The sequence below is a fragment of the Rheinheimera baltica DSM 14885 genome, from assembly GCF_000425345.1.
In the GTDB taxonomy this organism is placed as follows: domain Bacteria; phylum Pseudomonadota; class Gammaproteobacteria; order Enterobacterales; family Alteromonadaceae; genus Alishewanella; species Alishewanella baltica.
The window spans coordinates 18,408-44,572 of the sequence record NZ_AUDG01000020.1 but is presented as its reverse complement, the minus strand read 5'-3'; the positions used below and the strand labels follow the sequence as shown (position 1 = coordinate 44,572).

Here is a 26,165-nt window from a genome sequence, read left to right as displayed (position 1 = left end):
AGTTTGCACTACTGATGCCCTTATACTTTGCCTGCCTACCGCTTAACGCTGGTAAGCAGGCAGACATCTTGTTAGCATGAAGTTTCACTGAAAGCCTGATCCCGTATCGGGTATTTTTTTAACTGAGTTTTGGTTAGCCCGTGTTAACCAAAGCTTAGCAGCTGTCAAAAGGAGAATCTGTTTTGGAAACAGGCACAATTATCTCATTAGCATTGTACTTTATTGTGATGCTGGCTATTGGTTTGTATGGTTATAAAACCTCAACTAGCGATGTATCAGGCTATATGCTAGGCGGCCGAAAAATGGGGCCTGCCGTAACCGCGCTTTCCGCCGGTGCGTCAGATATGAGTGGTTGGATGTTGATGGGTGTACCGGGTGCAATGTATTTATCTGGTGTAAGTAGCGGCTGGATTGCCGTAGGCTTGTTAGCGGGGGCTTTGATAAATTATTTGATTGTTGCGCCAAGATTACGTGTGTATACCGAAGTCGCCAACGACTCTATTACTATTCCTGATTACTTTGAAAACCGTTTTGCAGACAACACTCGCATTCTACGAATCGTATCATCTGTTGTTATTGTGCTGTTTTTTACCCTATATACGTCCTCAGGCGTTGTTGCAGGCGGCAAACTATTTGAGAGCTCTTTTGGCCTAAGCTATGAATTAGGGCTTTATGTTACGGCAGGTGTCGTTGTCGCTTATACCTTGTTTGGCGGTTTTATGGCGGTAAGTATTACCGACTTTGTCCAAGGTTGCATTATGTTTGTTTCACTTATACTGGTACCGGTGGTAGCACTGGATCATTTAGGTGGTTTTAGCGCAGTGATGACTCAGGTTCAGGACATTAATCCTACATTTCTCGATCCCTTTGTCGACGCAAGTACTGGCAAAGCATTGTCTGTATTAGGCATTATTTCGTTACTGTCCTGGGGCTTTGGTTATTTTGGCCAACCACACATCATTGTGAGGTTTATGGCAATTCGTTCTGTTAAAGATATTAAAGCCGCACGCCGAATCGGTATGAGCTGGATGCTGGTTACATTGCTAGGTGCGGTAATGACTGGCCTGGTGGGCATTGCCTATGTAGCAAACACCAAGATGACATTAGATGATCCTGAAACCATTTTTATTATTTTTTCCCAGTTTCTATTTCACCCGCTTATTTCGGGCTTTTTGTTAGCGGCCATTTTGGCCGCAATTATGAGCACTATTTCGTCTCAGCTATTGGTAACGTCCAGTTCACTGACTGAAGATTTTTACAAAACCTTTGTTAAACGTGATGCCTCACAGCAACAATTGGTGTTAGTTGGCCGAGTATCCGTATTAATTGTAGCTTTGGTTGCCATTTATCTGGCCTATGACAGAGACAGTTCTATTTTAACACTGGTGAGCAATGCGTGGGCCGGTTTTGGTGCGGCATTTGGCCCACTTGTTGTGTTTAGCTTATATTGGAAACGTATGACGTTTAGCGGCGCGTTAGCTGGTATTATTAGTGGCTCAGCAACGGTACTGTTCTGGATTTATGCACCAATATTAGAAAACAACGCAACGCTTAGTAGTTTGGTATATGAAATTCTACCTGGTGTGCTTGTAAGTAGCTTCTGTATCGTTGCGGTAAGTAAACTGACAAAAGCACCGTCAGAAAATGTGACCAGCCTGTTTGAACAAATGAAAACAGAACTACAACGTACATAATTTAACCATATCAGCAAAGATTTAGCGGGGCTGACAAAAATTATATGCCCCGCTTTCATTTTTTTGCTAAATTATCACTTTAGTGTTCATGTCGAGATAGAACATCTATGTATTTTTATGCCGCACGACAACCAATACTTGACCGCAACAAAGAACTGTATGCCTATGAGCTGCTGTTTCGTGATGGGCTGGAAAATGCTTTTCCAGACATTGATGGTGATGAAGCAACATCACGTATTGTTGAAGGTAGCCAATTAAGTTACGGCCTGGACGATTTTCTTGGTGATAAACCTGGTTTTATTAATTTCACTTTAGATACATTAATTAAAAAATACCCGAGCATGTTACCTAAAGAGCAGATAGTTGTGGAAATACTGGAAACAGTGCAGCCAGGAAAAAGGCTATTAGCTGAATGTCAGGATCTGAAGGAACAAGGTTACGTAATAGCTCTGGATGATTATATTCATCAGCCCGTTTGGCGTCATTTTTACCCGCACATTGATATCATAAAAATCGACTTTCGCTCTACGTCAACAGACACCATCAGTGAAATTAAACAAGCAATCGAAAACTTTCCTCATATAAAGTTACTAGCAGAAAAAGTAGAAACAAACGAAGAATTCCAGTTGGCAATGGATATGGGGTTTAGCTACTTTCAAGGCTATTTCTTTTCCAAGCCAGAGATGATGCAAAGTAAAGCCTTATCCCCGGCTCAAATGACATTAGCAGAATTACTTTACGAAACCTCTAAAGCAGAAATGGATCTTAACAAAATCACAGACGTATTTCAGCGTGATGTGCATTTATCTTACAAACTGCTTCGCTACAGCAACTCAGCAATATTTAAGCGCCGCGCAGAAATCGAAACCATTAAACAAGCCTTGGTGGTTTTGGGGCAAGCTGAACTGAAAAAGTTTTTGTCATTACTGTTTACGGCGCAAATCAGTAGCGATAAACCTGCAGAACTTATGCGGCTTTCAATGACACGGGCACGGTTTGCCGAAGGTCTGGCCCAACTCCACGGAAAAGTTGACACTGCCAAGGCATTTCTTACCGGACTAATGTCTTTAATGGATGCTATTTTGGATGAACCCATTGAAAGTGTAATGAGTAAATTGCCGTTAGCCAAAGAGATTAAAGACGCGCTGGTAGAGAACCAAGGTTTATTAGCTGACTATATTTCGCTGATTAAACATTATGAATCGGCACATTGGAAAGAAGCCAATCAGGCTATTGTTGCCTTGCAATTACCCAACGAAAAAGTACCAGACGCATACCATACAGCGGTACAATGGGCCAATGAGCAAATGAAAGCCCTCGGCGATTAATTGCCAGGGCTTTATACAAAAATTAGCCTAATTAAAGCTTAAATACGGACTTATTTTTGCGGCGAGCTTGTCACCAATGCCTTTTACTTCAGTAAGTTGCGCCTGATTCTTTATACTGCCATTACTGGCAATGTAATCGATAACGGCTTGCGCTTTCTTTTTTCCAAGACCAGGAATAGCTTCCAGTTGTTCTAGCGTCGCTTTATTGACCTGAACTTTCTGTACATTATGAGACGAAGCGCTTGATTTGGTTATTTGCGCCGGGGCTTCTGTTTGTGCTGCGCATACATTCACAGTGAAAACTAACGCCGTCATCACTAATGCGAACTGTAATCTCTTCATGATATTTTCCTTTTTATTGCTCTCTTTCCCTGATGACCACTAAAACCACACTTGCCTTTTGCGGGTTGGCTTGTTACCACACAGGCAAACTAAACAACAAGTATTGGAGAGAATTCACTGCCAACTAATTTAAATTAGTCAATATTTTTACATTTGCAATATATTTGCAACTTTATTTATTGCCTTTATTTTTGTGTTCAGCGCTAATTAAGTAAAAGCCGCCTATTCTTCTCCAATATAAAGAACATGCAGACAATGAGAAGGTCGCTACAAGGTGCTGATATACAACAGCTAAGATAATTGCTGCTGATTGAATAGTTCGGTAAAGTAACACTACTTCAGATGGAGAGAACAATGTTTCGAACCCTATTTATTCTGCTCACACTGACATTAATACTGACTACAGTACCTCAAATATCTGTAGCAGCCGAGAAGGCCCAGGTGAACCGAGAGCAAGCGGTTGCGCTAGCTCAACAGTACTTTCCGGGTAAAGTTGTTAAGGTGCGGGCAGAGCAGAAAAGTTACAGAATTAGAGTGTTACAGGCCGATGGTCGCGTAGTTACCGTATTGGTGGACGGTCAATCAGGCCGGGTTAAAAAGGATGGGAATTAATGCGTCTACTTGTAGTGGAAGATGAAAGCCTGCTAGCGCAGCAGATTAAAGAACAGTTACAGCAGCAACAATTTAGTGTTGACGTGGCCGCAGACGGTGAAGAAGGTTGGTTTAAATTATCCGAGTATCCTTATGATTTAGCCATTATTGATATTGGTTTGCCTAAGATGGATGGTTTGGAACTCATTCGTAAAGCCCGACAAAAATCGTTAAAAACGCCTATTATCGTGTTAACAGCACGCGGTAGCTGGCAAGAAAAAGTTGAAGGGCTTGATGCTGGAGCAGATGATTATCTTACCAAGCCATTCCATACTGAAGAGTTATTGGCTCGTTGCAACGCTCTGATCAGAAGGGCTGCCGGACAGCCGGAACCGACATTATCGGCAGGTCCGATAGCGTTAAATAGCCGTACGCAACAAGTTTGGCTAGCTGAAAATGAGGTCAGCCTTACGGCATACGAGTATAAAGTACTGGAGTACTTTATGCTTAATCCAAACAAAGTGATCTCTAAAACAGAGTTAACAGAGCATATCTATGATCAAGATTTTGATTTAGACAGTAATGTGATCGAAGTGTTTGTATTACGCTTACGTAAAAAGTTAGATCCTGAGGGTGAACATAAGCCTATTGAGACACTTCGCGGAAGAGGCTACCGCTTTACCATGAACGTAGCTTGATATGTCACTTTCGCTAAAACTTCGGCAGCTTCTGGTAAGTGTATTTTTGCTACTTTTCTTGCTGCCTAGTTCTTTTATTGCCATAGACCGAGCATTTTACACACAACTACTGACCAGTACTGAGCAGAAACTTGAAGTACACTTATACGCAATATTATCTGAGCTTGGCGTATCAGAGGACAAAGTTGAACTGCAAAACAACGCATTAGCACCAGACTTTTATCGACCAGACTCAGGACTAAGTGCCTACATTACTCATGAGCAAAGCACTGTGTGGCAATCGGACTCTTCGCTCAATCAAGAGTTTTCCCCTCCTATTGAAGCGCTGCCGCCGGGAGAGCATTTATTTCAATCAGTACAGCAACACGGCGATACATTCTGGGTGCTATCCATCTCACTGCTGTTTGATGCAGAAGACTACACCAGACCGCTGACAGTGCATGTTGTACAAACCAATAAACGCCTTATCGCCCCTCAATTGACGTTCAGAACAACATTAATTCAGTGGTTTTTCGGTATTGGGTTTGTGTTACTGCTGTTGATGGTATTGGCTTACTATTGGACAACAAAACCCCTATCTCAGCTTGACCATGAGATCCGCAAGGTGGAAACCGGGGGGCAGGAAAAACTTATTGGCAAATATCCGGCTGAATTGTCCATGATTAAAGAAGATCTTAATTTACTTCTTGCGAACCAAAATAGGCAAAAACAACGATATAGACATCATTTAAGTGATCTTGCTCACGCGTTAAAAACGCCGGTAGCGGTATTGCAAACCTCAGTGCTGAGTCAGCAACCTGAGTTAAAAGAACAACTCGACCGTATAACCTCAATGATAGAACATCAATTAAAGCGAGCGGCCAGTTCAGGGCAAGACGTTTGGAAAAAACAGATTGCGATTAAGCCATTGCTCGACAAACTGGTTTCAGCTTTAACAAAAATTTATCGTGATAAGAATATTCAGATTGAGCTTAACTGCCCCGAGAACAGTGTATTTCGCGGTGATGAGACAGACTTAATGGAAATACTGGGCAATTTATTGGATAACGCCTGTAAAGCCTGTCGTCATCAAGTCTCTGTTACTATTAACCAGCTGCCAGAGTTAGTATTGTGTATTGAAGATGATGGACCTGGTGTACCTGTAGATAAGCGACAACAACTCTTTGTTCGGGGTACCCGGCTAGATACTTATCACGAGGGCCATGGCGTAGGTTTAGCAATAGTGGCTGAACTGGTATCGTCTTATTCGGGCAATATTGCACTTGATGACAGTGAATTAGGCGGGGCACGATTTAGTCTCCGCTTTAGCTAAATCCAATAAAGTACGCTGATCGAAACATCGGAACCCAGCGTAAAGTCTACGTAGCATTAACCCCTAGCAGTAAACCTAAGTGGAATGAGATACATGGAACTGAATAACCCAGCAATTATACAAATTAAAAACCTGCGTTTACGTACTTTTATTGGTATTAAAGACGACGAAATTAACAATAAACAGGATGTTGTTATTAACGCCAAAATACATTACAGCGCTGCAGACGCTGCTAATAGTGACAACATGGAAAACGCATTGAACTACCGCACTATCACAAAAAAAATCATCGCTTTAGTAGAACAGCAACGTTTTTCTTTATTAGAAAAGTTAACCGCTGATGTACTCGCTATTGCCTCTGAACATGCATCGGTACGCTATGCTGAAGTAGAAATTGATAAACCCCATGCCTTACGATTTGCTGATTCCGTATCGTTAACACTGTCAGTTAATAAATAACTTCTATACTTAACCCACGTTAGTGGTAAACCGCACTGAGCACTATGCACATATTACTTACCGGTGGTACAGGCCTTATTGGCAGCGCTCTGGTAGCGCAATGGCAACAGCAGCACAAACTTACGGTGTTATCCCGATCAGCTGAAAAGGCTCAACGCCGTTTGGGGACTAATGTTAAAGTTATTTCGACGCTGACTGATGTCGATTTCAACACTGTTGATGTGGTGGTAAATCTAGCGGGCGAACCTATCGTGGGTAAACGTTGGACTGCTGCGCAAAAATTGGTGTTATGCAATAGTCGCTGGCATTGTACTGAACAAATTGTGTTAGCAATTAAAGCTGCCTCCAAGCCTCCCAAACTGCTTATCAGCGGCTCAGCCATTGGGGTATATGGTGCACAACAGTCCCAATGTATTTCCGAAGACTACAGCCACTATCATAATGATTTTGCGCATCAACTCTGCCAGCGTTGGGAAACGCTTGCTTTGGAAGCCGAAAGCCCATCAACTCGTGTATGTATTCTTCGTACAGGTATAGTGCTGGCTAAAGCAGGAGGTGCACTGAGCAAAATGTTACCGGCATTTAAATTGGGTTTAGGCGGTCGTATCGGTAGTGGTGAGCAATATATGTCGTGGATCCATATGCGGGATATGTTGCGATTAATCGATTTTTTATTACTCCATCCAACTTTACAAGGCACATTTAATGCCACCGCCCCTACTCCGGTAACTAACAGCGCATTTAGTCAGTCGCTAGCAGAGGTATTACACCGCCCAACATTGTTACCCATGCCAGCTATTATATTAAAATTCGCCATGGGAGAAATGGCCGATTTATTGTTAACGGGCCAACGGGTAATACCAGCAAACCTGAGCAAAGCTGGTTTTGAGTTTACATTCCCAACCTTAACACCGGCACTGCAAGAGCTGCTTAAATAAGCAGCTCTTGCGCAGTAAATTAACCTTGCAGCACGCGACGCATTAACTGAGCTCCGGGGATGCGCAGTAAGCGTTTTAGTTGCCACCACCCCAATGTTGTTACCAAAATGACACCTAGCAAAGGCCCGAGCCACCACAAGGTGTAATGCAATGTAAAGGGCAAGTTAAACACACGCTGTTGTACAATAAGTAGCATAGCTTCTGCTAACACCGTAGCAAAAACACCCGCCATTGCGCCTAACATAGCAAACTCTAATACAAGCGCATTTCGTAAAAATGCGTAGCGTGCACCTAATGTTCGCAGAATAGCCAGCTCTTGTTCACGTTGCTCTAAGGTTGCCTGTACCTGCGCGACCAACACCAGACCCGCTGCGAAGCAAATAATCACCAAGATAAAACTTAACGCGATAGTAACCTGATCGATAATGCCATTTACCTGCTTAATAATGTTGTCCACACTGATAACGGTAACGGTAGGCATTAACCTTGCTAATTGATTCAGCAATTGCTCTCTACCCGCTTCAAGGTAAAAAGCCGTAATATAGGTTGCAGGAAACTCTGCAAGTAAATCAGGGCTTAATATCATATAGAAGTTAGGCTGCAGGCTATTCCAATCTACTTTACGTATGCTACTTACTGACGCGCTCAGTTGCTGACCGCCAATAGAAAAAGCCAGGTTATCACCAAGCGATATATCTAGTCGCTGTGCTAACTCAGACTCAATTGATACCTGTGCTTGCGCATCGGCACTAAACCAACTACCTGACGTTACTTGATTATTTTCAGGGAGTGCCGCCAACCACGTTAAGTTTAATTCCCGGCCAATACCAACGCGTTGTTCACTTCGGTCTTCTTTTGAACTTTCCTGCTGTAACTTTTCATCATTAATCGACAACAGACGACCACGCACCACAGGATAATACTTATCCAATGTTATCTGATGGGTTTGAGCAAAATCATTTAGGATGCTACGTTGCTGCTCAGTAATGTTAACAAGGAAATGATTGGGTGCGCCTTGCGGGATCTGTCTCTGCCACTGGCCAATGAGCTCTGCACGAAGAAAATATAACAACAAAGCTAAAAATATCGCTAGGCTAAAGGTAATAAGTTGGAAACTATTGGCCCACAGCCTTCGGCGCAAATTTGCCAACGCCAGTTTACCAGCACTGCTTTGTCCGGCAGATGCAGGCTTAGTCAGCTTTACCAACGTTGCCGCAGTAACCATTAGTAACGCCGCAAAAACAGCACACAATAAAAACAGCCCAATACTTAATACCAGCTCACCACTAAACAACCACATCAACCCCCATATCGCCAGAGCGCCGGTGATTAATTGTAACTTATCCAGCACGAATTGCGTTTCGGGTTGTTTAAGCACTTCAATTGCAGCAGTATTTGCCAACCGCCACATTGGTCTGGCGGCGAATAACGTTGCACAAACCAGACCGGTTAAACAGCCTAGCCACAACGGTCGCCAACTAAATTCAGCTCTATAATCAGTTAAATACTGCTGAATACCTAACTGTGCCCCGCTAACAGCCAATTGGCCTGCAATAACCCCGCATAGCAAGCTGAACAGCACTACCAACAATAAGTGACTACCATAAATCAGACGGATTTGTGCTGTTGTCGCCCCCAATGCCTTAATGACGGCAACTGCTTTAGTATGACGTTGCGCGTAACGACTTGCTGCTACGGCGGCAGCGCATGCAGCCAGAACAATACCGAGTAAGCCAGCCAGCAACAAGAAGCGCTCTGCGCGTTCCAACGCGCTGCCAATAGCCGACTCTCGATCCATTTTTTGCCAGCGTTGATGTACTGACAACTGCGGTTCGACCTGCGCTTCAAACTGGGCTAAATCAGCATTCTCTCCAGCAAATAAATAGCGATAAGCAATTCGGCTACCCGGCTGAACAATTTGTGTGGCAGCGACATCATCTATATGCATCAGGACTCTGGGAGCACCACCGAACACACTAAGAGGCGCATCGGGTTCATTTACAATAACACCGCCAACAATGAAGTTAGACATACCCAGCTCCAGAGAATCACCAACGGTTAGCTTTAGCAAATCAAATAGCCGCGCTTCCAGGTACAAATAACCTGGTCTAAGTTGCGCCTGTTCGCCAACGCTAATGTTATCCGACTGTTTTAACTCTAATGTGCCACGCAAGGGGTATGCATCGTCAACCGCCTTAATCGTCGCCAACTGCATCATGTCGCTGGCAAAAAGCATAGAGTCAAATTGCATCTGTCTTGCGCTTTGCACATTAAACTGCTCAGCTTGTGCGATAAGCTCCATATTAAAAGGCTGACTGGAGCGCAGCACTTTATCAGCTGCAGTAAACTGTGCACTGCGCTGCATCAATGCGCTTTGCACTCCCTGGGTAATACCGCTTAAACTTACTACCGAGCCAACTGCCAAAAACAAAGCAAAGGCGATGACCCATAATTCACCACGGCGTAGCTCACGCCAAAATAAACGCCATGCAATACTAGCCCACATCAGCTATTCCTTGAGTATTGATATCTAGAAAACGTCCGGCTTGCATCTGATACTGGCGTTGGCAGCGGTCTGCTAAGTCATTATTGTGAGTAACTAAAACCAGAGTCGTACCTTGCTCGGCATTCAATTTAAACAACAAGTCTTCAATTTTTTGCCCGGTTGCGGCATCGAGGTTTGCTGATGGTTCATCAGCAAATAAGACCGCTGGCTGGGTAATAAATGCCCGTGCAATAGCAACACGTTGTTGCTCGCCACCAGATAATTGTGCTGGAAAAAAATCAGCTCGCTCAGACAGTCCCACTTGCAGCAACAAATCGAGCCCTCGACTGCGGGCGTCTTTAACGCCAGCTAATTCGGCCGGCAACGTAATGTTTTCCAGTGCAGTTAAGCTGGGCAATAATAAAAAAGATTGGAACACAAAACCGACATTTGCAGCGCGGATCCCGGCACGCTCATCCTCAGACAACCTATGCAAAGGCTGCTGCCCCAGAAACACTTCCCCTTGAGTTGGCGTATCAAGTCCGGCCAACAAGCTCAGTAACGTTGACTTGCCTGAGCCCGAAGCGCCAACAATAGCAACAGACTCACCACGATTGATTGTAAGGCTGATATCGTGCAGGATAGTTAGGGAACCATCGGTAACTTTGACACTCTTAGCCACGTTAACCGCTTTAATATGAACTTCAGGTGTATTCATGATGCGTATTTTCTTCTTTATATTATTCAGTTTAATAAGTTTGACTGCTTCAGCACAAAAAATGCTGATCCTCGGCGATAGCTTAAGTGCCGCCTACGGCATGAAGCAGCAGCAAGGCTGGCCTCATTTACTTCAACAACGCACACAATGGCAGTTAGTCAATGCCAGCATTAGTGGTGAAACAACAGCAGGAGGCTTAGCGCGTTTGCCCGCACTGCTTGAACAACACCAGCCAGACGCAGTAATGATTGAACTTGGCGGTAACGATGGATTACGTGGTTTTGCCATAAACTCAGTTAAATCAAATTTGAGTGAAATAATTACATTAGTTCAACAGCATAAAGCTACGCCTGTACTAATGCAAATACGCATACCACCAAACTATGGACCACGTTATGGACAACAGTTCAGTAATATTTATCCGCAACTGGCAGAAAAACATCAGATAACGTTATGGCCTTTCTTCATGGATAACATTGCGACAAATCAAGATCTGATGCTACGAGATGGAATACACCCCAACATTGATGCTCAACCGCTTATAAGCGATTTTATGTACAATTTATTGGAAAAGTTTCAAACCGAATGAAATAAGTAAAAATACCGAAATTTGTTATTAGATGTATTTACAGAATTGGGTAATAAAAGAAGTGGCGTCCCCTAGGGGATTCGAACCCCTGTTACCGCCGTGAAAGGGCGGTGTCCTAGGCCTCTAGACGAAGGGGACATAGTAACAGATAAAACGTTAGTATAAAGTGGCGTCCCCTAGGGGATTCGAACCCCTGTTACCGCCGTGAAAGGGCGGTGTCCTAGGCCTCTAGACGAAGGGGACACAGTAACAGATAAAACGTAGAATGAAGTGGCGTCCCCTAGGGGATTCGAACCCCTGTTACCGCCGTGAAAGGGCGGTGTCCTAGGCCTCTAGACGAAGGGGACGCACTAAAAAATCTTGGTGGAGCTAAGCGGGATCGAACCGCTGACCTCTTGCATGCCATGCAAGCGCTCTCCCAGCTGAGCTATAGCCCCACACTTTTTGAGCCGCGAACTAACTTACGTTAGCGCTGAACTCGGGGCGCATTCTAGGGTGCCACCTAAAATGTGTCAACAGTTTTTTCAGCTCGATTGTGCGTTCGGATATTTTTTAAACGCAACGCTGTTTAATTCAACAATAGCCATTGAAAATACTGTTTTTCTAATAGCTTAATTGACAAAAACAACGACAATGCCCCAACAGAGAAATGTAACAACAAAAAACGACTACGGGAACTGACAGATAGCATCGTGTTCGTGCCACTTTTTGTATACACTAACAACGACGTGTAAGCTCAAGCCTTAGTGGCTGCATATAATGAAAGGATGATCAGCGATGTACGAAAAGTACTATGGATTCAAGGACCGACCATTTCAGCTCACACCTAGCCCTAATTGGTTCTATGCGAGTAAATTACACAAACGTGCCCTAGCCTATTTACAATATGGTCTTTCGCAAGGTGAAGGATTTATTGTGATTACCGGTGATGTCGGGACCGGTAAAACGACCATAGCTAACCAATTACTTAGTCAGTTGAGCCAGGATGAAATTATCGCTAAACAAATTGTCACCTCTAAGTTAGAGCCCGATGATTTAATTCGCATGATTGCATCCTGCTTTAATCTGGTCGTTACTGAGCATAGTAAAGCCAGTTACCTGGATGCTATTTATAATTATCTTAAGCGTTTACACTCGCAACATCGGCGTGCCCTGTTGTTAGTCGATGAAGCACAAAACTTGCCACTTGCCTCAATAGAAGAGCTGAGAATGTTGTCTAACTTTCAGTTTAACGGTAAGCCTTTACTACAAAGTTTTTTACTTGGCCAGAACGAACTTAACGCCATAGTACAAGCTCCCAATATGGAGCAATTCAGACAACGCATTATTGCTTCATCCAATTTGTCAGCTTTCCAGTTGGATGATACTAAAGCCTACATTCAATATCGAATTAATCAGGCTGGTGGTGAAACTACCATGCTACAAGATGACTGCTTTGCGCTGTTACATAGACAAAGTAAAGGTGTGCCGCGTAAAATAAATACGTTAATGGACAGGGTTTTACTTTACGGCTATCTGGAAGACAAGCAGCAACTTACCTGCGAAGATATCCAACTTGTTATTGAGGAAATAAACCAAGAGATTGCTAATGTCGCACCCGAGCAATCGTTACCGTCAATCCAGCAACCTCAACAAGCCATTTCAAGCCAGACGACTTTATCTTCAACATTAAATTCTGTTATTGAGGAGAAACTTAGGTTATTACAGGAAATGGATGAGTTGCTGAAGAAACAACATAAAGCCTTACAACAACGTGAAGATAAAACGCAATAAGTATTGCGTTTTATCTAGATAAACCTTGCCACTTCGACATTTACTTAGTCGAATCAAAAGTTATAGGCGTAAGTAACCCATGCCCGATTTTCTTCAAGATCAAACTCTTGCAGATTGGAATCACGTGAGACGCGTTGTGCATTCAGTGAAATATCTGAGCGGGAATTAATTTCAAAGCTAATACCCGCTTTAATTCTGATGCTTCTATCTGTTCGCTGTTCAGTAGAAAACTGCAATTCATACCAGCTATATTCCGTTGATAACTGCATCGTAGGTGATAATCGCCACTTACCAAACACGGTTACGTTATCTGTAATATTAAAGCGGTTTGTTTCGACATACTCGTCTTCACTCCGACTGAGACTTAAACCGTAAACGAGTCTGTTTTTGTCATAAACTAGATTGAAGAGCCCACTTTTTCGTAAAACAACACTTTCGTTGAATTCTATTTCATTGGCGTAGACGTTTTGCAGATACTCGCCAGGTAATAATTCATAATTAGCCGATGGAGGTAAAAAACAATCAGCAGCAGCGCTCGACCCACCGGGACAAACAAGCACACCAAGATTATTAACCTCAGTTTCTAAACCATTCATAACTCTAAGGCGCTCATTGTATGTTAACTGAGCAGAGACATGTCGTAAGCGATAACGACCTGAGACTTCAACTGAACGGCCATAATAGCGCTGATCTAAACTCACTTTAATTGACGAACGCCGCGTGGGCGCCAACAACATATCTAACGCCCAATAATCTCCGTCCTCAAGCAGAAGCTGATCCCGCCGAAACACGTTGTATGTCAAATTTATATAAGACGCTTTGCCGATTCTGTATTCTAAACCGGTACCCACTGAGCCGAATTCATTGTCAGCATTTGCGTACAGCTCATTTGACTCATAACGGGCTTTACTGACCCACGCCCATTGTTCTAATAAAGGTAAAGCCAACACCGCTTCAATGTTTTCAGACGTAAGATCGATAGCATTTTCACGAACATTTTCTGCATAACGGCCACTTATTTGCCAAAAAACACCGACAGTACGCTGTGCAGTGCCTAAAGCGAAATTCATCTCATAAAGCGCATTATCAAATGTGGCTTCGTTAAACTGAGGATCGTCATCATTAATTACAGGAAGTTCAGAATTAATCTTTCTGGCAGTAAAATTCACAGCGCCTTGGGTCGCACGGTGTCTGGCAGTACTTAACGCCAACGAAGTTCCCATATAACGAGTTTTACTCAGTTGCGAAAACCCGGTTATCTCATCCGCAAAAACACCGCGCTGCGTATTTCTAAGACGGTAACCTTCTCCGGCATTCAACGATAGCGCTACCCTATCATCCCAGGCAGATAATCGGCTGTTAAAATCAATATAATCTAATGTTTTGTCTGACCGTTGCGCGTCATCATAAAAAACATTTTTTTGCTTCCAATCCAGTACTGAAACTAAATATTTACTATCAAAAAGAAATGCAATATTTGGCGTTGCTGCGAGGGCGGCGCCCTCATCCCACTCACTACTTTGGGCTTGCTTAATCTGGTAGCCATACATATCAACGACAATACCAGGCTTAATTTGCAAATCGCCAGCAAGCAACATGTTACTGCTTATCAAGCATAGGGGCACTAGTAACCATACTACTCTGGGCAGTTTAGGCACCACCATAGTAATATCCGTATCCGTATTCTCCAACCTGAGTCCGATGCGCTTTGTTAATGACAAAACCTACAGCAATTTCAGGTGGTATCAGCGCGATAGATTGTTCAATTTCAGCCAATTTTGACTTATTTTCTTCAAGCACAATAAGCGCTTGACCACACATCATTGCTACAACTGCCGTTTCATTTACGCCGAGTAATGGAGGAGCATCAAACAACACAATACGATCTTTGTAACGTGTAGCAAACTCATCTACCAGCTCAGCCATTTTCTTACTTGCCAGTAGCTCGGTTGATAAATGGTGCGCTCTGCCGGCTGGGATAATCTTCAATCGCTCAACATTAGTTGATAAGATAATATCTTGCACGTCTATGTCATCAGAAGATAAATAGTCTGTAAGGCCAATACCACTTTCAAAACCCAGCGTCTTGGCCACTTGTGGCCGCAATACATCCGCATCGACCAACAGAACGGTTTTGTCTTGTTCCAATGCAATACTCAGCGCCAAATTAACAGACGTAAACGTTTTTCCTTCACCCGGCCGTGAACTGCTTACCAAAATAAGGTTTGGATGCTTAAGAGACGAACTTAACTGACCAAATGCATTATTAATAAGCTTGCGCTTTATTACGCTAAATTCTTCATTGATAGCGCGACGCTTGGACGATAAGGACACGAAATGGCGCTGCTCTAAATCTTCAAGGTCCAACTCAATACTGCGAGAAATATCATTTTTAAACTTACTTGCAACATTTAACGAAGCAGGTTGTGTAACCTTGCTCTCCGCAGGCTTATCGATTTGTTCCAACGACTCAATGGTTGAAAATTTTGCTTCTTGCTTCACAGTTGTAGATTTCGCTGACAACTGTTTATCAAGTGCTTTTTCTATGATACTCACTTTAAAACCCTCGATATTGCTTCAGCGGTACCACCAAAAAGCAGTTCATTAACCATTATGGTGGCATACAACGTTAGTAACAGCCCTGTTAACAATACAAAATAGATGAAATGCAAACGAATACGGCGCAACAACTGCGGCTTATTAGTATGCGATACAAAGCCAAATACCGGAATTTCAGAAATCGTTCTAAGTTGAGACACGGATATCAGCGTAGGCGATATTTGACTACGAATGAATGCGATCATGACACCAAGTCCAAATGCACCTATCAATACAGCAGTATAGAGTAATAAACGCTTTGGCCCTGACGGTGTAATGGGAACACGCGGTGGATCAATCACTCTAAATTGGGCATCTTGTTCAGAAACGTCGGCTTTTCGTGCCAATTCGGCCGCTTCACGACGTGTCAAAAGCGCTTCATATTGTGAGCGGTTAATCTCATAATCCCGGTTTAAACCAGTGTATTCTGCCTCAATTTCTGGTATCTGGCTTAATCTGCTTTCAAACTCAACAACTTTTCGTGAATACGCGGCCACTTTTACTCTGACTGACGCCACTTGCGCTTCCAGCTCTGACACATTCATCTTGAGTTGTTGTACATACTCATTTGCCACACCGGCACTCTGGTCACTGGATGCAACCTGAGTCAACATTTCTTGGCGCTGCTGTTTTAAAAAACTAAGCAACCGCTGGGTTTCAACAACATCAGGATGGTTCTCGGTATACTTAATTAACAAACCATCAAGACTGGTATTAAGTGAAGCAATTCGTTCATCAAATGGCGTAACAAAGTCTGGTGATACCGTCGAACCACCGTCAGAGGAGCCAGGAGCAAGCTGAGCCTTAGCTAGAACTAAACGTGTTTCTAGTTGCTGCAATTCTAACGTAGCAGATTCCAGGTTTTGCTTCTCAGCACTTAAGCGAGAATAATAATTGCTTTCTGAACTGGGCATCATAAACATTTTGTTTTTCTTAAATTCAGATAGCTTCCGCTCAGCCTCAACCAATCTGGTCTCGTATTCAGCGATTTGTTCACTTAAAAACTTTTCAGCACCCTTAGAGTCAGCTCTGGAAGAACCCAGATGATTTTCTACAAAAGTATTTAATGTTGCTTGCACGACTTTAAGTGCCAACTGGGGGGATTTATTGTGATAACGAATCACATAGATGTTTTCACGACCGGAAGATTGTATTTTTATGTCTTCCATAAGCGTATCAATAAGCGATTCATATTGTTTATCGTTTACCGCTTGTAAATCCAGATCTGTTTCTCGCGCTATTTTCACCAAATTAGGGCGACTGAGCAGGGTTTTAGCGAGTAACTTAATTTCCTGATCCGGATTGTTACGAATCGCAATACCTTTAAGCAACGGCTCCAACATTGTTTGTGTTTCGACGTAGAGTTTTGATTCAGATTCATAAACAGGTGGAAGCTGATGTACAACATACCAACCTAACAAACATGCCAACCAGGCAGTAATAATTACATAACGTCTATGTAACCATACCCCCCGGCTGTAGGTTGTAATTTGCTCAATAGCCTCTGTGAGTTGTTTCATCTGTCACTCCATGACGGTACTACAAAAAATAATCGCGCTTAAAACCAAGCTTCAGGAATAATAACTACGTCACCTGGCAGTATATCTACGTTAGCGGCAATATTTCCATCACGGATAAGATCATCTAACCGTAAATCATACGTGACTTGAGAGCCATCTGTTACACGAACTAACTTGGCACTATTACCTGCAGCAAATTCGGTTAACCCGCCAACAGCGATCATCAAATCCAGTAACGTCATATATTCGCGATAACTTATTGCCTGAGGGTTTGTTGCGGCACCTATAACTCTAATTTGTTCACTGTACGGCCCGACGAAGTTAGTCACTGACACCGTAACTACAGGGTCGCGAATATACTTGCTTAATATTCCTTCCATTTCCCGTGCTAGCTGAGTTGGCGTTTTACCACTAACTGGCACATCTTCTACTAATGAAGTTGATATCTTGCCATCAGGGCGAACAATAAAGCTGCCAGAAAGCTCAGGGTTGCGCCAAACGAAAATTGTAACACTGTCGTTTGGACCTATCAAATATTGGTAATTATCGACAGATGTTGTCAGAGAGTTGTGTACGGTAGCGTTTGGCAAGTACGTACTGCCGCAACCTACCATTAAAAAACAAAAAAATAGCGCTAAGCTACGCTTTGCCAATATTGCTAATGCCATAATAATGCTCATCCTTTTGCAAATGCATTACTAATATAGCGCATAAATCTGCGCTTTTGCTGCAGAAAATGCAAATTAATTTTTCGTTTCGTTCTGTAAACTTCAACCGAACTGAGCTAAACTAGCCTAGTTAGTACAGAGACTATGTCTCGATAGTCTTATCGCAATGGATGCACAAGGATGTTGTCAAATGAATGCAAGTCGGTATGGAAGGAAATCTGTCGCTGACAAACTCTTTTTGTTTGGTGAATTGACACTGCTTTGCCTGTCAAGTTGGATTGCTATATTAATTCACAATACCAGCCACGTTGTTGTCTCCGCTGAAGCGAGTTTAATTAACATTTCTGTTTTTGCCGCTACGGTAATGCTCTGTGCCTTGTCGGTTGGGTTATACGATCACAAGCTACGTGAAGGCCACAAGGGTGTAGTTAAGCGTGTTATTATTACTCAGGTGTTTAGTACGATAATACTTCAGTTTATCGTGTTTCAAGTATTCCCCAGCGTTTACATAAGCGCATTATACCTGCTGTGCGCCTCAGTTATCGCAGCAATTAGTGTGTCGTTGTTTAGAGCGTTCTGTCAGATGCATGACATTAATCGAATCAGTCGCCGCCGTATTTTAATCTTGGGTGCAGGTAAGCGCGCTTCCATAATAGAGCGTCGTATACGCCGTAACGTTGACCGTCGCGATTTCGAAATCCTCGGCTACGTTTCTATAGAGGGTGACGAAGAAGCTTCGATACAGCAAAACCGGCAAATAAGTCTGGATTACAGTAATAACTTGTTTAAATTCGTTATGGAAAACAAAATTGATCAACTGGTTATTGCCTGTGACGAGCGACGTAACAAACTCCCGGTAGAAGACTTGTTCAAATGCAAGACGCGTGGCGTTGATATAATAGAGATACTTGATTTTATAGAAAATGAAACAGGACAAATTGCCGTAAATCTGATTTATCCTAGCTGGATAATTCATTCAAATGGCTTAACGTCTAACCGCAGATTCAGAACCAGTCTTGGTTATGTTTTAAATGTTGTACTCGCCGTTATGTTACTGCTTTTTACCTGGCCTATCATGCTGATTACGGCTTTACTGATTTATCTAGAAGATGGTAGAAAAACATCAGCGCCCGTATTTTATAAACAACTGCGTGTTGGAATAGATGGCAGCCCATTTTATATTTTGAAATTTCGTAGTATGAAAACCGATGCGGAAAAAGACGGCGCGCAATGGGCTTCGAAAAATGACAACCGGGTAACCAAAGTTGGTAATTATATTCGCCGTTATCGAATTGACGAATTGCCGCAGTTATTCAATGTTTTAAAGGGTGAAATGGGATTTGTTGGCCCTCGTCCTGAGCGTCCTGAGTTTGTTGTGGAACTTGCTAAGAATATTCCCTACTACAATAATCGTCACAATGTAAAACCAGGATTAACCGGTTGGGCGCAACTTAAATATCCTTATGGTGCAACAGCTGAAGATGCACAAGAAAAGCTTAAGTTTGATTTATATTACATTAAGCATCGCAGTTTAATATTGGATCTCGTTATTCTTATCAGGACTGTCGAAGTCGTGTTATTTGGTAGAGGCAGATGAACGAAGACCGATGCAAATAGCTTGCAAGCTTAGCACCTTGCAACTTTAGATTCGGTAAAGGCAATTGCGGTTGCCAATGATGTGACTTTACTTTTACGATAGGCGTCTCACTTAGCATGACAAATGATAAAGCGCTAAAAAGTAGCGTGTTGCACTCGCTGAAGTGGGTTGCATTAGGTAGAGCGACAACCCAAATACTGCGTTGGATACTTACCTTTTGGGTCATTAGCATTTTAACGCCAGAAGACTATGGGATAGTAGCAATAGCAGACATTTTGTCGAGCTTATTGGTCACGATGGCCTCAACAATCGCGATAAGCCCTCTTGTACAAGCGCGAACGTTGGACAAAGCTGCTATTTCATCCTATTTTGGTATAACACTTTGTATATACTTTTTACTTTTTTGCTTTCAGTACTTACTTGCTGAACCAATTGCTACTTTATACAAAACTCCATATGTAGCAGAGGTACTCAAGGTCAGCGCTTGGTGTTTCTTGCTAATGGCTTTTGAAACAATCCCTTCAGCGCTATTAAGACGTGCAATGGCGTTTAAAAAATTAGCATTAATAGACGCCATGTCAAATATCATAGCCGCTATTAGCACTTTGCTTTTTGCAATTTACGGATACGGTTTTTGGGCATTAGTGTATGGAGGAATTGTTGCTGCTGCAGTGAGGGTAACATTGCTACTATATCACCACCCAGCACCGTGTTTACCAAGCTTCAACGTTAAACATTCTCTACCACTCATTCGATTTGGCGGTTCAATTTCAGTTTTCACCTTGCTTTGGTACATTTTTATCCACTTAGATATTACAATTGGTGGTTTACTACTCAGCACTACAGAAATTGGCATATTTACAGTAGCGCTTAACATTGCAGTAATGCCTCAGAGAAAAATACTTCCTCTAGTAAAAGAAATTTCGTTTCCCGCATTTTCACAATTACAAGATGAGCCTGCTAAGATTTCATATTTTATTGTTAAAGCCCAACGCTTAGGTTTACTATTTACCTTACCTATTTTCTGGGGTTTAGCTGCAGTAAGTGATTATATTTTACCTATTATTCTAGGCCAAAAATGGGAAGCAGCGATTCTTCCAACCATGTTAATCTTAGTTCTGATGCCTTTACGCTTTAGTGACGAATTATTTCAGCCGGCCGCTAAAGCGCTAGGTAAGGTATCTTATTTGATTACCAATACTCTCATAATGATAGCGATAATTGCTTTAGCACTGTTTATAACAGCAGATTTAGGCGCTACTGGCTTGGCAATGGCGTGGCTGCTTGGTTTTCCTCTCATCTATATTATTGTACTTATAAGATATAGTCGGCTGTTTAATTTCCAGTTAGGTACATTTTTATATAGCATCAGCAAGATAGTGTTAAGTGCGGCTTTGATGGTTATCAGTGTCATAGCGACCAAACAGTTGTTGGGTACACCGAGCATCCTAAACTTGTTACTGTTGATATCAGTGGGCGGAGTAAGCTACCTCCTGGCATTGTTTGTCGTGGAACGAAAAACATTGAAAGAACTTAAACAAGCAATTTCAACACGTTAATTACAACAGTAGTTTTATTAGGATAAATAACATTGGGATGCTTAGTACAGCAATTCCAACAATACGCCAGATAATGTAATTTAACCGCGGTAGAGCAACTGCATTAAATTTCGCAATTTGGTAGTACTGTGCAATTGCGATACCTGCAAAAATATAACCAACCACGGCATATGTACGACTTAGAAAAAATATGGTACTGGCAAAACCTAACATAGAATAAAATAAACAGTCACTTAACCGCTTTTGCGCGCGTACCCGGGTAAAATTGTGGTTAAATAATTCTTCTTCACGGTCAGTGGCAAACTTTTCTGGTTTAACCGGTAACATAAGAGTATTAATTTTGCGTTGAGGGTAAACCATATACAGTGTTAGCAGCAAAAAAATCATCCATAATACATATCCAAAGAACCCTAGCTCCGCCAGTGTTAGAACATATGAATTGTGGGCCGTAATGTAGTTGTACTCCAAATAGTTTCCCTGCCCGATGCCAAGTACCGGTCGCCATAAAAACAGCTGCACACCTTCATACCATGAATCCACCCGCCCAGCTGCCGACTCTTCGTCTACATCAATCGAGCGGAACTTCATAAAGACAAATATAAGCCCTGGTGAAAGCAAAGCCGAAGTTATTATCGTTTTTGCTTTACCCCAATTCAAATAGCTAAAGACTCCGGCCATCGCAACCAACGATACCAAAGCACCTCGAGAATTTGTTAGATAAACACCATACAAAATATAAGCAGCAACCGCAGAAAAAATGCACTTGGTAATGAAGTTACCCTGAAATAGAAAGTACAACGCAAAAGGCAATGTCATAACAAAAAACATACCCAAATCGTTTGGATCGTTAAACACACCGACATAGGTTATTCGATCAAGCCATGATAATGCACTTCCACTCCAGCCAATACCAACTGGACTGTTTTTTTGAGAAATGCCATTATTCACCATAACTAAAGAGGCCAATATCGCTATTAACATCAATACCTTACTACGCTTTACTGTTGTCGCTAACCCGCTAAATATAACAATCGGCAAGACTGACGAAATAATAAAATCAGATGCACTTTGCACCCCCCCCATCGCCCAGCCATTACGAATTCCTGACAGTAAAATAATTACCGTCAACGCCATACAGCATATTGTTTGGGGTGCGAGATACTTGTTTTTTTGCAATGCAATGTAACTAAAAAAAGCAAGTAGAAGCGACAAACGGATTATAGGTAGATCTTTTAACTCTGCCATCCATTCCTGTGGACGAACTAATACCAGTACCATATAGGTACACAGAAATAAAAACGGGACCAGTGCGTCCAACTGTACTTGCTGAATAATTCGTCTATTAGTGTTTGTTCCCATCATTTACTGCAACATCCTTTGTTTCAATTGTTTTAGCAGCGCTAAAGTATAACGAATCACATTGCTATAGCCGTTAAGCTGATAACACTGAACCTGCTCAGTACCATAGTCGGCTTTGTAGCTGAATTTATCACCAAGCATAAAATCATATTTCGCTCCGATACTTTGTTCAATTACCCAGCAGTGCAACATAGCCGAAGGGGACCAGCGGGCAAAATTATCGTGCCAGCCAGCCTGATAAAAATGTACGTTATCTCTGTCTAGCAAATAGTAATGTATTGCTGCTATTTCATTGTCTATCCGAAGTATTGCCAATCTTAAGCAGTCTGGCTGCTTTCTGGCAAACCCCAAATGAAAGCGGGTAAATGCCGGCGCGATAAATGCGCCTGCTTTTCCTTTCGCCTGCCAGCGCTTTTGATGCAAATTGGTTAATGTAGGCCAAAATGTTTCAACTTGCTGTGCATCAATCCAATTAAATGTCGCACGGCCATTAGTCTGTAATTTTTCAAACAGTTTCCACTTTCGCCGAGTTTGAGATGACTGTAGTGTTAACGGTCCACCTACAACCTGATACCTTAACCCTGCAGGTTTAACCTGTGTAAAACGAAGCAAACGAGCTAGCTGCAAAATGTTGGCATCGGCGAGAATAGCTCGCCAACTTATGTGGTAAAAATGCTCAGCATTTAGCTGTGCTGCCAAACCATGCAGTACCATTAGCGGAAATTCAGGAGCCAGCAGTAAATCAATAAATTCTGAAGCAACTTCAGCTTCTTCTGACTCACCTTGTCCCAACGGGTACAATACACGCCCAGCTCTTGTGCCTGGCTGGCTGTATGTAGGCAGCAGCGCGACAAGTTGCCCCTGCTGCTGATAAGCCCACACCTCCAGTTTCCAGTCATCCTGCCAGTAAATTGATATCCAATTACAGATCCATCTTGGGTCACAAAATAAGCTGCTGTCACATTGCTGATTTAGCGCTGACCAAGCTGACACCACAGAATAAAGCTGTTCTAAATTACTGATTTTATACCATTTATCCAGGGGGAGCATCTACTCCCCCATCGATTTCAAACAGCCGCAATGGTAAAATGTGATTGCGTTTAGCTAGCAAATATAAACCAATTATGCACCAGGCAAACTCTTCGTCAGCAAGATACTCTATCGGGCAGCTAAAAAACACCGTAGCTTCCCTACCCCATGTCGCCAGAGGGCCCTTTAACCAATTACTGTGCGGCACCGGAAAACCATACTTGGGTAGGTACATTAGTGATGGTGTAAAATAACGCTCACCAATTTTACGTAGTACTGGCTTAACAGATTCAATACCGAAATAGCTGGTATCGCTCAGACTAGCCGCATAGGCCATGACAGGCTGGCAAACAAAAGGGCTTATAAGTTGAATACTATTATCTGCAGCTAAAGACTCCAATTCATAGAAATGATTTATCACACTGCTGGAAAAGATAATTTGTTTTAACTGAAGCAGAGCACGCTCATAAGTATCTACTGTAACGTTGCTGACGTTAAGCCCCGCTTTTATCAGTTCCTTGTCTAAAACCAAGCGGTCATTTAAACTTGCCTTTAGCGGTTCCTGCAACACAATCTGATTTACTGCTATAGCCTCATTTAGCGCATCAAACTGCAATAAGTGCCTCAATTTATAAGGTAAAGGCAAAACTTTAAACAGCCAGGGCCAATAAGGTATATAACGAAACACCTTCTTAAGCCGTTGGTTTTTTTTAAACCGTAAAGCAAAATGCTTTACGGCTTTGGAACCAAATAATGTATCAGCGCCTTCACCGTACAAAATTTTATCGAAGCTACCTTTAAGCTGCCTTAGAAGAATTAACAGCGATACCGCACTATGACAACGCGGTGGCACACCAAGCAACTCAACAACGTCAGCATAATGACGGGCAACGTCAGCTTCCTCTACCGCTATAATTCTGTGCTCTATGCCCAGCTCAGCAGCAAACGTTTTTGCCGTTTCCAATTCAGGATTGTGATGTCCTTCATGTTGTGGAGTAATAGCAACTACATTGAGATTAAGATCACAGCATATTCCTAGCAAAATGGAAGAATCAACACCACCACTCAAAAGAACCGCGACGCGATCGCCAGGACGAACAGATGCTCTGATATTTGCCAATAATAATTGATGAACTCTGTCAGCATGAACTTGCAACGATTCATCAGTTACTCCAGCTCGCGCCTCTGGCAAAATACCATAACGGACTAAAGTATGAATTGAGGAGCCTGGCGATAACTGACACACCGCAGCGTGCGGCAACTTATTAATATCTGCAAATGGCGTTGTTGTTCCGCTTAACCAGCGATAATTTAACAGTTCCATAACAGCCGGCACAGAAAAATTAGTGGGGGTACCGTGACCGAAGTTCGCAATATTGGCAAGTCCTGTAAGGCTTGGACTTAACCAAATCCCCTCTTGAGTCGACCAGTAATACATACGCTGGCCACCAAGCCGGTCAGTAACTACGGAGATGCTATTATTAACCTTATTTAACACTAATAGATTATAGGCACCGTTTAGCTGGTCTAGTGCTGCCACTAACATCGGTGCGGGTTGTTGTAACAACGTTAACCAGTAAGCAGGGCTTATCAATACATCTGGATTATGGATATAGCCAAAAATCAGCACTGCAGCTGTACTATCTTCGGCAAATTGAGAGGGAGCAAAGGCTGACACCCGATAAGTACCAATTGTGCATTTTACCGGCGCGTTAGGCAGATACTCGTTACCAAGAAATACTTTGCTATCATTAATCATTGTTTTAACCTGCTCAGCAAGGCTTTACCCATTTGTTTCACTTGCTGCAGCAACATGTACATCGCAGGTAAAGGATCCCACCAGACAAAGTAGATAAATACATGCTTCTGCCGAGCGTTACGGCAATAATCTCGTAATATTTCCATTACGCTCTCACCATCCTTACGCCTGGAAAAAAAATCTTCATACAAACTGACAAATATCACATTACTTTGCATCTTAGGGTTTACAGGCAAAGTTTCGCCCTGCAACAGCTGATAACTCGCAAAAGCATTATTGATACCACAATAGGTATCAAAGTAATTGCACATCCCAAGCCTTGGGTTAAGTTCAATATAGTAATACTCTCCGTCTCTTGGGTCTCTTTTAAACTCTAACATTGCTGGACCCACATAACCCAGCGCTTTCCCTATTGTCCGGCATAGCTGAACAACCTCTTCATTTTGCTGACTTCGTGCATAACTGGTAACACCAAAGTGCGATGGGGACAATCTTAACCGGTTAAAAGTAAACGCCTGCACCAATTCATTATTCTGATCAAAAAAACAGTTACATACCCATTGACAACTGTCATCACCCGGCACAATTTCCTGAGCAATTAAGTGCTGTAATTGCAACTTGTATTGGCTAAAAAACGTTTTCACTTGAGTCACAGATGTCAAAATCCGGTTTTTACTTCCCAATACCATATGCTTATGCGACCGTGGTTTAATAATTATGGGCAAAGTTAAACAGGCTAACAATGACGACGCATCCTGTAACACCTGTACCGTTTTAGGTAAGGCACAATAACTTGCGATAAACTGCGTTTCCCATGCTTTATCAATCAGCATCTCTGTAATTTGCGCAGGAGCTTCCAGATACAGCAACTTGGGTTTTAATTGTGACGTGTGCTCAGATAAAAAACTCACAAACCAATCGGAAGTTGGAATGACAATAGTGCCAAAAGCTACATCACTCAATACCGCCAGCAGACTAGCTTCTGAGTTGGCGTCAAGCACTGTTTTTCTTTCAGGTAAACGGGAATAATTAATAACATCCAACGACGAGGTGCTGATAACCCAAGGTTTTATTCCTTTGAGGTATAAACTTCGTGTCACCCCTAGTCCGTTTGGGCCAGCACTGAGTACGACAACGGAAGGGGTCATA

At 42.5% G+C, this 26,165-nt stretch carries 22 protein-coding genes and 4 tRNA genes; 11 read left to right on the top strand and 15 right to left on the bottom strand.

Annotated elements, in window-relative coordinates; genetic code table 11:
• The first annotated feature begins 182 nt into the window (after positions 1-182).
• Positions 183-1,694: a sodium/proline symporter PutP gene (gene putP, locus H595_RS0108555; protein ID WP_027670836.1), complete on the top strand. Its 1,512-nt coding sequence runs from the start codon at positions 183-185 to the stop codon at positions 1,692-1,694.
• A 107-nt stretch (positions 1,695-1,801) separates the two neighbouring features.
• Positions 1,802-3,022, top strand: coding sequence for an EAL and HDOD domain-containing protein (locus tag H595_RS0108550; protein ID WP_027670835.1), 1,221 nt, complete (start codon positions 1,802-1,804; stop codon positions 3,020-3,022).
• 27 nt (positions 3,023-3,049) lie between these two features.
• Here H595_RS0108550 and H595_RS0108545 read toward each other — a convergent pair whose 3' ends face one another.
• The gene (locus tag H595_RS0108545; protein ID WP_027670834.1) at positions 3,050-3,364 is read right to left on the bottom strand and encodes a ComEA family DNA-binding protein; all 315 of its coding nucleotides are present in this window, start codon (positions 3,362-3,364) and stop codon (positions 3,050-3,052) included.
• Between the two features lie 354 nt (positions 3,365-3,718).
• On the opposite strand from H595_RS0108545, the gene H595_RS0108540 reads away from it, so the two are divergent.
• From H595_RS0108540 to H595_RS0108520, 5 genes are all read left to right on the top strand, one after another.
• A complete protein-coding gene (locus H595_RS0108540) occupies positions 3,719-3,976 on the top strand; it encodes a PepSY domain-containing protein (protein ID WP_027670833.1) in 258 nt (85 codons plus the stop codon).
• The gene (locus tag H595_RS0108535; protein WP_027670832.1) at positions 3,976-4,653 is read left to right on the top strand and encodes a response regulator transcription factor; all 678 of its coding nucleotides are present in this window, start codon (positions 3,976-3,978) and stop codon (positions 4,651-4,653) included. Before H595_RS0108540 ends, H595_RS0108535 begins: the two co-directional genes overlap by 1 nt.
• A 1-nt stretch (position 4,654) precedes the next feature.
• Positions 4,655-5,965 (top strand): ATP-binding protein, encoded by a 1,311-nt coding sequence (locus tag H595_RS0108530; RefSeq protein ID WP_027670831.1) that lies wholly within the window; start codon positions 4,655-4,657, stop codon positions 5,963-5,965.
• 93 nt (positions 5,966-6,058) lie between these two features.
• The gene (folX, locus tag H595_RS0108525; protein WP_037054184.1) at positions 6,059-6,424 is read left to right on the top strand and encodes a dihydroneopterin triphosphate 2'-epimerase; all 366 of its coding nucleotides are present in this window, start codon (positions 6,059-6,061) and stop codon (positions 6,422-6,424) included.
• Positions 6,425-6,468: 44 nt separating this feature from the next.
• On the top strand, positions 6,469-7,362 hold the full coding sequence (locus tag H595_RS0108520) for a TIGR01777 family oxidoreductase (protein WP_027670829.1): 894 nt from the start codon (positions 6,469-6,471) through the stop codon (positions 7,360-7,362).
• A 19-nt stretch (positions 7,363-7,381) separates the two neighbouring features.
• On the opposite strand, the gene H595_RS0108515 is transcribed toward H595_RS0108520, so the two are convergent.
• The gene (locus H595_RS0108515) at positions 7,382-9,868 is read right to left on the bottom strand and encodes an ABC transporter permease (protein WP_027670828.1); all 2,487 of its coding nucleotides are present in this window, start codon (positions 9,866-9,868) and stop codon (positions 7,382-7,384) included.
• Positions 9,858-10,565: an ABC transporter ATP-binding protein gene (locus H595_RS0108510; protein ID WP_027670827.1), complete on the bottom strand. Its 708-nt coding sequence runs from the start codon at positions 10,563-10,565 to the stop codon at positions 9,858-9,860. Before H595_RS0108510 ends, H595_RS0108515 begins: the two co-directional genes overlap by 11 nt.
• On the opposite strand from H595_RS0108510, the gene H595_RS0108505 reads away from it, so the two are divergent.
• A complete protein-coding gene (locus H595_RS0108505) occupies positions 10,564-11,154 on the top strand; it encodes an arylesterase (RefSeq protein ID WP_240474859.1) in 591 nt (196 codons plus the stop codon). The genes H595_RS0108510 and H595_RS0108505 overlap by 2 nt on opposite strands.
• A 62-nt stretch (positions 11,155-11,216) precedes the next feature.
• Here the strand turns inward: H595_RS0108505 and H595_RS0108500 are convergent.
• The 4 genes from H595_RS0108500 to H595_RS0108485 form a co-directional block, all read right to left on the bottom strand.
• Positions 11,217-11,292, bottom strand: a tRNA-Glu gene (locus tag H595_RS0108500).
• Between the two features lie 29 nt (positions 11,293-11,321).
• Positions 11,322-11,397: transfer RNA gene (locus H595_RS0108495), tRNA-Glu, on the bottom strand.
• Positions 11,398-11,425: 28 nt separating this feature from the next.
• Positions 11,426-11,501: transfer RNA gene (locus H595_RS0108490), tRNA-Glu, on the bottom strand.
• 14 nt (positions 11,502-11,515) lie between these two features.
• Positions 11,516-11,591 (bottom strand) — tRNA-Ala (locus H595_RS0108485).
• Positions 11,592-11,931: 340 nt separating this feature from the next.
• Here H595_RS0108485 and H595_RS0108480 point away from each other — a divergent pair.
• On the top strand, positions 11,932-12,927 hold the full coding sequence (locus H595_RS0108480) for an ExeA family protein (protein WP_027670825.1): 996 nt from the start codon (positions 11,932-11,934) through the stop codon (positions 12,925-12,927).
• Between the two features lie 53 nt (positions 12,928-12,980).
• Here the strand turns inward: H595_RS0108480 and H595_RS0108475 are convergent, their stop codons facing one another.
• From H595_RS0108475 to H595_RS0108460, 4 genes are read right to left on the bottom strand one after another with little or no spacing between them, the layout of a single operon-like run.
• Positions 12,981-14,591 carry a porin family protein gene (locus H595_RS0108475; RefSeq protein ID WP_156885948.1) on the bottom strand — a complete coding sequence of 537 codons (1,611 nt, stop codon included), beginning with the start codon at positions 14,589-14,591 and terminating at the stop codon, positions 12,981-12,983.
• Positions 14,578-15,483, bottom strand: coding sequence for an XrtA-associated tyrosine autokinase (locus tag H595_RS0108470; protein ID WP_027670823.1), 906 nt, complete (start codon positions 15,481-15,483; stop codon positions 14,578-14,580). Before H595_RS0108470 ends, H595_RS0108475 begins: the two co-directional genes overlap by 14 nt.
• Positions 15,480-17,045: an XrtA system polysaccharide chain length determinant gene (locus H595_RS0108465; RefSeq protein ID WP_027670822.1), complete on the bottom strand. Its 1,566-nt coding sequence runs from the start codon at positions 17,043-17,045 to the stop codon at positions 15,480-15,482. Before H595_RS0108465 ends, H595_RS0108470 begins: the two co-directional genes overlap by 4 nt.
• A 38-nt stretch (positions 17,046-17,083) precedes the next feature.
• Positions 17,084-17,713, bottom strand: coding sequence for an XrtA/PEP-CTERM system exopolysaccharide export protein (locus tag H595_RS0108460; protein WP_027670821.1), 630 nt, complete (start codon positions 17,711-17,713; stop codon positions 17,084-17,086).
• A gap of 190 nt (positions 17,714-17,903) precedes the next feature.
• Here H595_RS0108460 and H595_RS0108455 point away from each other — a divergent pair, with 190 nt between their 5' ends.
• Positions 17,904-19,310 carry a TIGR03013 family XrtA/PEP-CTERM system glycosyltransferase gene (locus tag H595_RS0108455; protein ID WP_027670820.1) on the top strand — a complete coding sequence of 469 codons (1,407 nt, stop codon included), beginning with the start codon at positions 17,904-17,906 and terminating at the stop codon, positions 19,308-19,310.
• Between the two features lie 116 nt (positions 19,311-19,426).
• Positions 19,427-20,869 carry an oligosaccharide flippase family protein gene (locus H595_RS0108450; protein ID WP_027670819.1) on the top strand — a complete coding sequence of 481 codons (1,443 nt, stop codon included), beginning with the start codon at positions 19,427-19,429 and terminating at the stop codon, positions 20,867-20,869.
• Here the strand turns inward: H595_RS0108450 and H595_RS0108445 are convergent, their stop codons facing one another.
• Genes H595_RS0108445 through H595_RS0108430 form a run of 4 tightly spaced genes read right to left on the bottom strand, consistent with a single transcriptional unit; the run spans position 20,870 to position 26,164 of the window.
• Positions 20,870-22,231, bottom strand: a complete 1,362-nt coding sequence (locus tag H595_RS0108445; RefSeq protein WP_027670818.1) for an O-antigen ligase family protein — start codon at positions 22,229-22,231, stop codon at positions 20,870-20,872.
• Positions 22,232-23,278, bottom strand: coding sequence for a GNAT family N-acetyltransferase (locus H595_RS0108440; protein ID WP_027670817.1), 1,047 nt, complete (start codon positions 23,276-23,278; stop codon positions 22,232-22,234). It lies immediately after the preceding gene.
• Positions 23,262-25,016 (bottom strand): asparagine synthase-related protein, encoded by a 1,755-nt coding sequence (locus tag H595_RS0108435; RefSeq protein ID WP_027670816.1) that lies wholly within the window; start codon positions 25,014-25,016, stop codon positions 23,262-23,264. Before H595_RS0108435 ends, H595_RS0108440 begins: the two co-directional genes overlap by 17 nt.
• Positions 25,013-26,164 (bottom strand): carboxylate--amine ligase, encoded by a 1,152-nt coding sequence (locus H595_RS0108430; protein WP_156885947.1) that lies wholly within the window; start codon positions 26,162-26,164, stop codon positions 25,013-25,015. The genes H595_RS0108435 and H595_RS0108430 overlap by 4 nt, the downstream gene beginning before the upstream one ends.
• Position 26,165: the final 1 nt, after the last annotated feature.

Excerpts from the sequence above, each read along its gene's own strand:
- H595_RS0108540 (WP_027670833.1), top strand. The coding sequence starts at position 3,719 with ATGTTTCGAACCCTATTTATTCTGCTCACACTGACATTAATACTGACT.
- H595_RS0108550 (WP_027670835.1), top strand. The coding sequence starts at position 1,802 with ATGTATTTTTATGCCGCACGACAACCAATACTTGACCGCAACAAAGAA.
- H595_RS0108505 (WP_240474859.1), top strand. The coding sequence starts at position 10,564 with ATGATGCGTATTTTCTTCTTTATATTATTCAGTTTAATAAGTTTGACT.
- H595_RS0108480 (WP_027670825.1), top strand. The coding sequence starts at position 11,932 with ATGTACGAAAAGTACTATGGATTCAAGGACCGACCATTTCAGCTCACA.
- H595_RS0108435 (WP_027670816.1), bottom strand. The coding sequence starts at position 25,016 with ATGATTAATGATAGCAAAGTATTTCTTGGTAACGAGTATCTGCCTAAC.
- H595_RS0108535 (WP_027670832.1), top strand. The coding sequence starts at position 3,976 with ATGCGTCTACTTGTAGTGGAAGATGAAAGCCTGCTAGCGCAGCAGATT.
- H595_RS0108450 (WP_027670819.1), top strand. The coding sequence starts at position 19,427 with ATGACAAATGATAAAGCGCTAAAAAGTAGCGTGTTGCACTCGCTGAAG.
- H595_RS0108455 (WP_027670820.1), top strand. The coding sequence starts at position 17,904 with ATGAATGCAAGTCGGTATGGAAGGAAATCTGTCGCTGACAAACTCTTT.
- H595_RS0108545 (WP_027670834.1), bottom strand. The coding sequence starts at position 3,364 with ATGAAGAGATTACAGTTCGCATTAGTGATGACGGCGTTAGTTTTCACT.
- H595_RS0108520 (WP_027670829.1), top strand. The coding sequence starts at position 6,469 with ATGCACATATTACTTACCGGTGGTACAGGCCTTATTGGCAGCGCTCTG.
- H595_RS0108445 (WP_027670818.1), bottom strand. The coding sequence starts at position 22,231 with ATGATGGGAACAAACACTAATAGACGAATTATTCAGCAAGTACAGTTG.
- H595_RS0108515 (WP_027670828.1), bottom strand. The coding sequence starts at position 9,868 with ATGTGGGCTAGTATTGCATGGCGTTTATTTTGGCGTGAGCTACGCCGT.
- H595_RS0108440 (WP_027670817.1), bottom strand. The coding sequence starts at position 23,278 with ATGCTCCCCCTGGATAAATGGTATAAAATCAGTAATTTAGAACAGCTT.
- folX (WP_037054184.1), top strand. The coding sequence starts at position 6,059 with ATGGAACTGAATAACCCAGCAATTATACAAATTAAAAACCTGCGTTTA.
- H595_RS0108465 (WP_027670822.1), bottom strand. The coding sequence starts at position 17,045 with ATGAAACAACTCACAGAGGCTATTGAGCAAATTACAACCTACAGCCGG.
- H595_RS0108460 (WP_027670821.1), bottom strand. The coding sequence starts at position 17,713 with ATGGCATTAGCAATATTGGCAAAGCGTAGCTTAGCGCTATTTTTTTGT.
- H595_RS0108475 (WP_156885948.1), bottom strand. The coding sequence starts at position 14,591 with ATGGTGGTGCCTAAACTGCCCAGAGTAGTATGGTTACTAGTGCCCCTA.
- H595_RS0108430 (WP_156885947.1), bottom strand. The coding sequence starts at position 26,164 with ATGACCCCTTCCGTTGTCGTACTCAGTGCTGGCCCAAACGGACTAGGG.
- H595_RS0108510 (WP_027670827.1), bottom strand. The coding sequence starts at position 10,565 with ATGAATACACCTGAAGTTCATATTAAAGCGGTTAACGTGGCTAAGAGT.
- H595_RS0108530 (WP_027670831.1), top strand. The coding sequence starts at position 4,655 with ATGTCACTTTCGCTAAAACTTCGGCAGCTTCTGGTAAGTGTATTTTTG.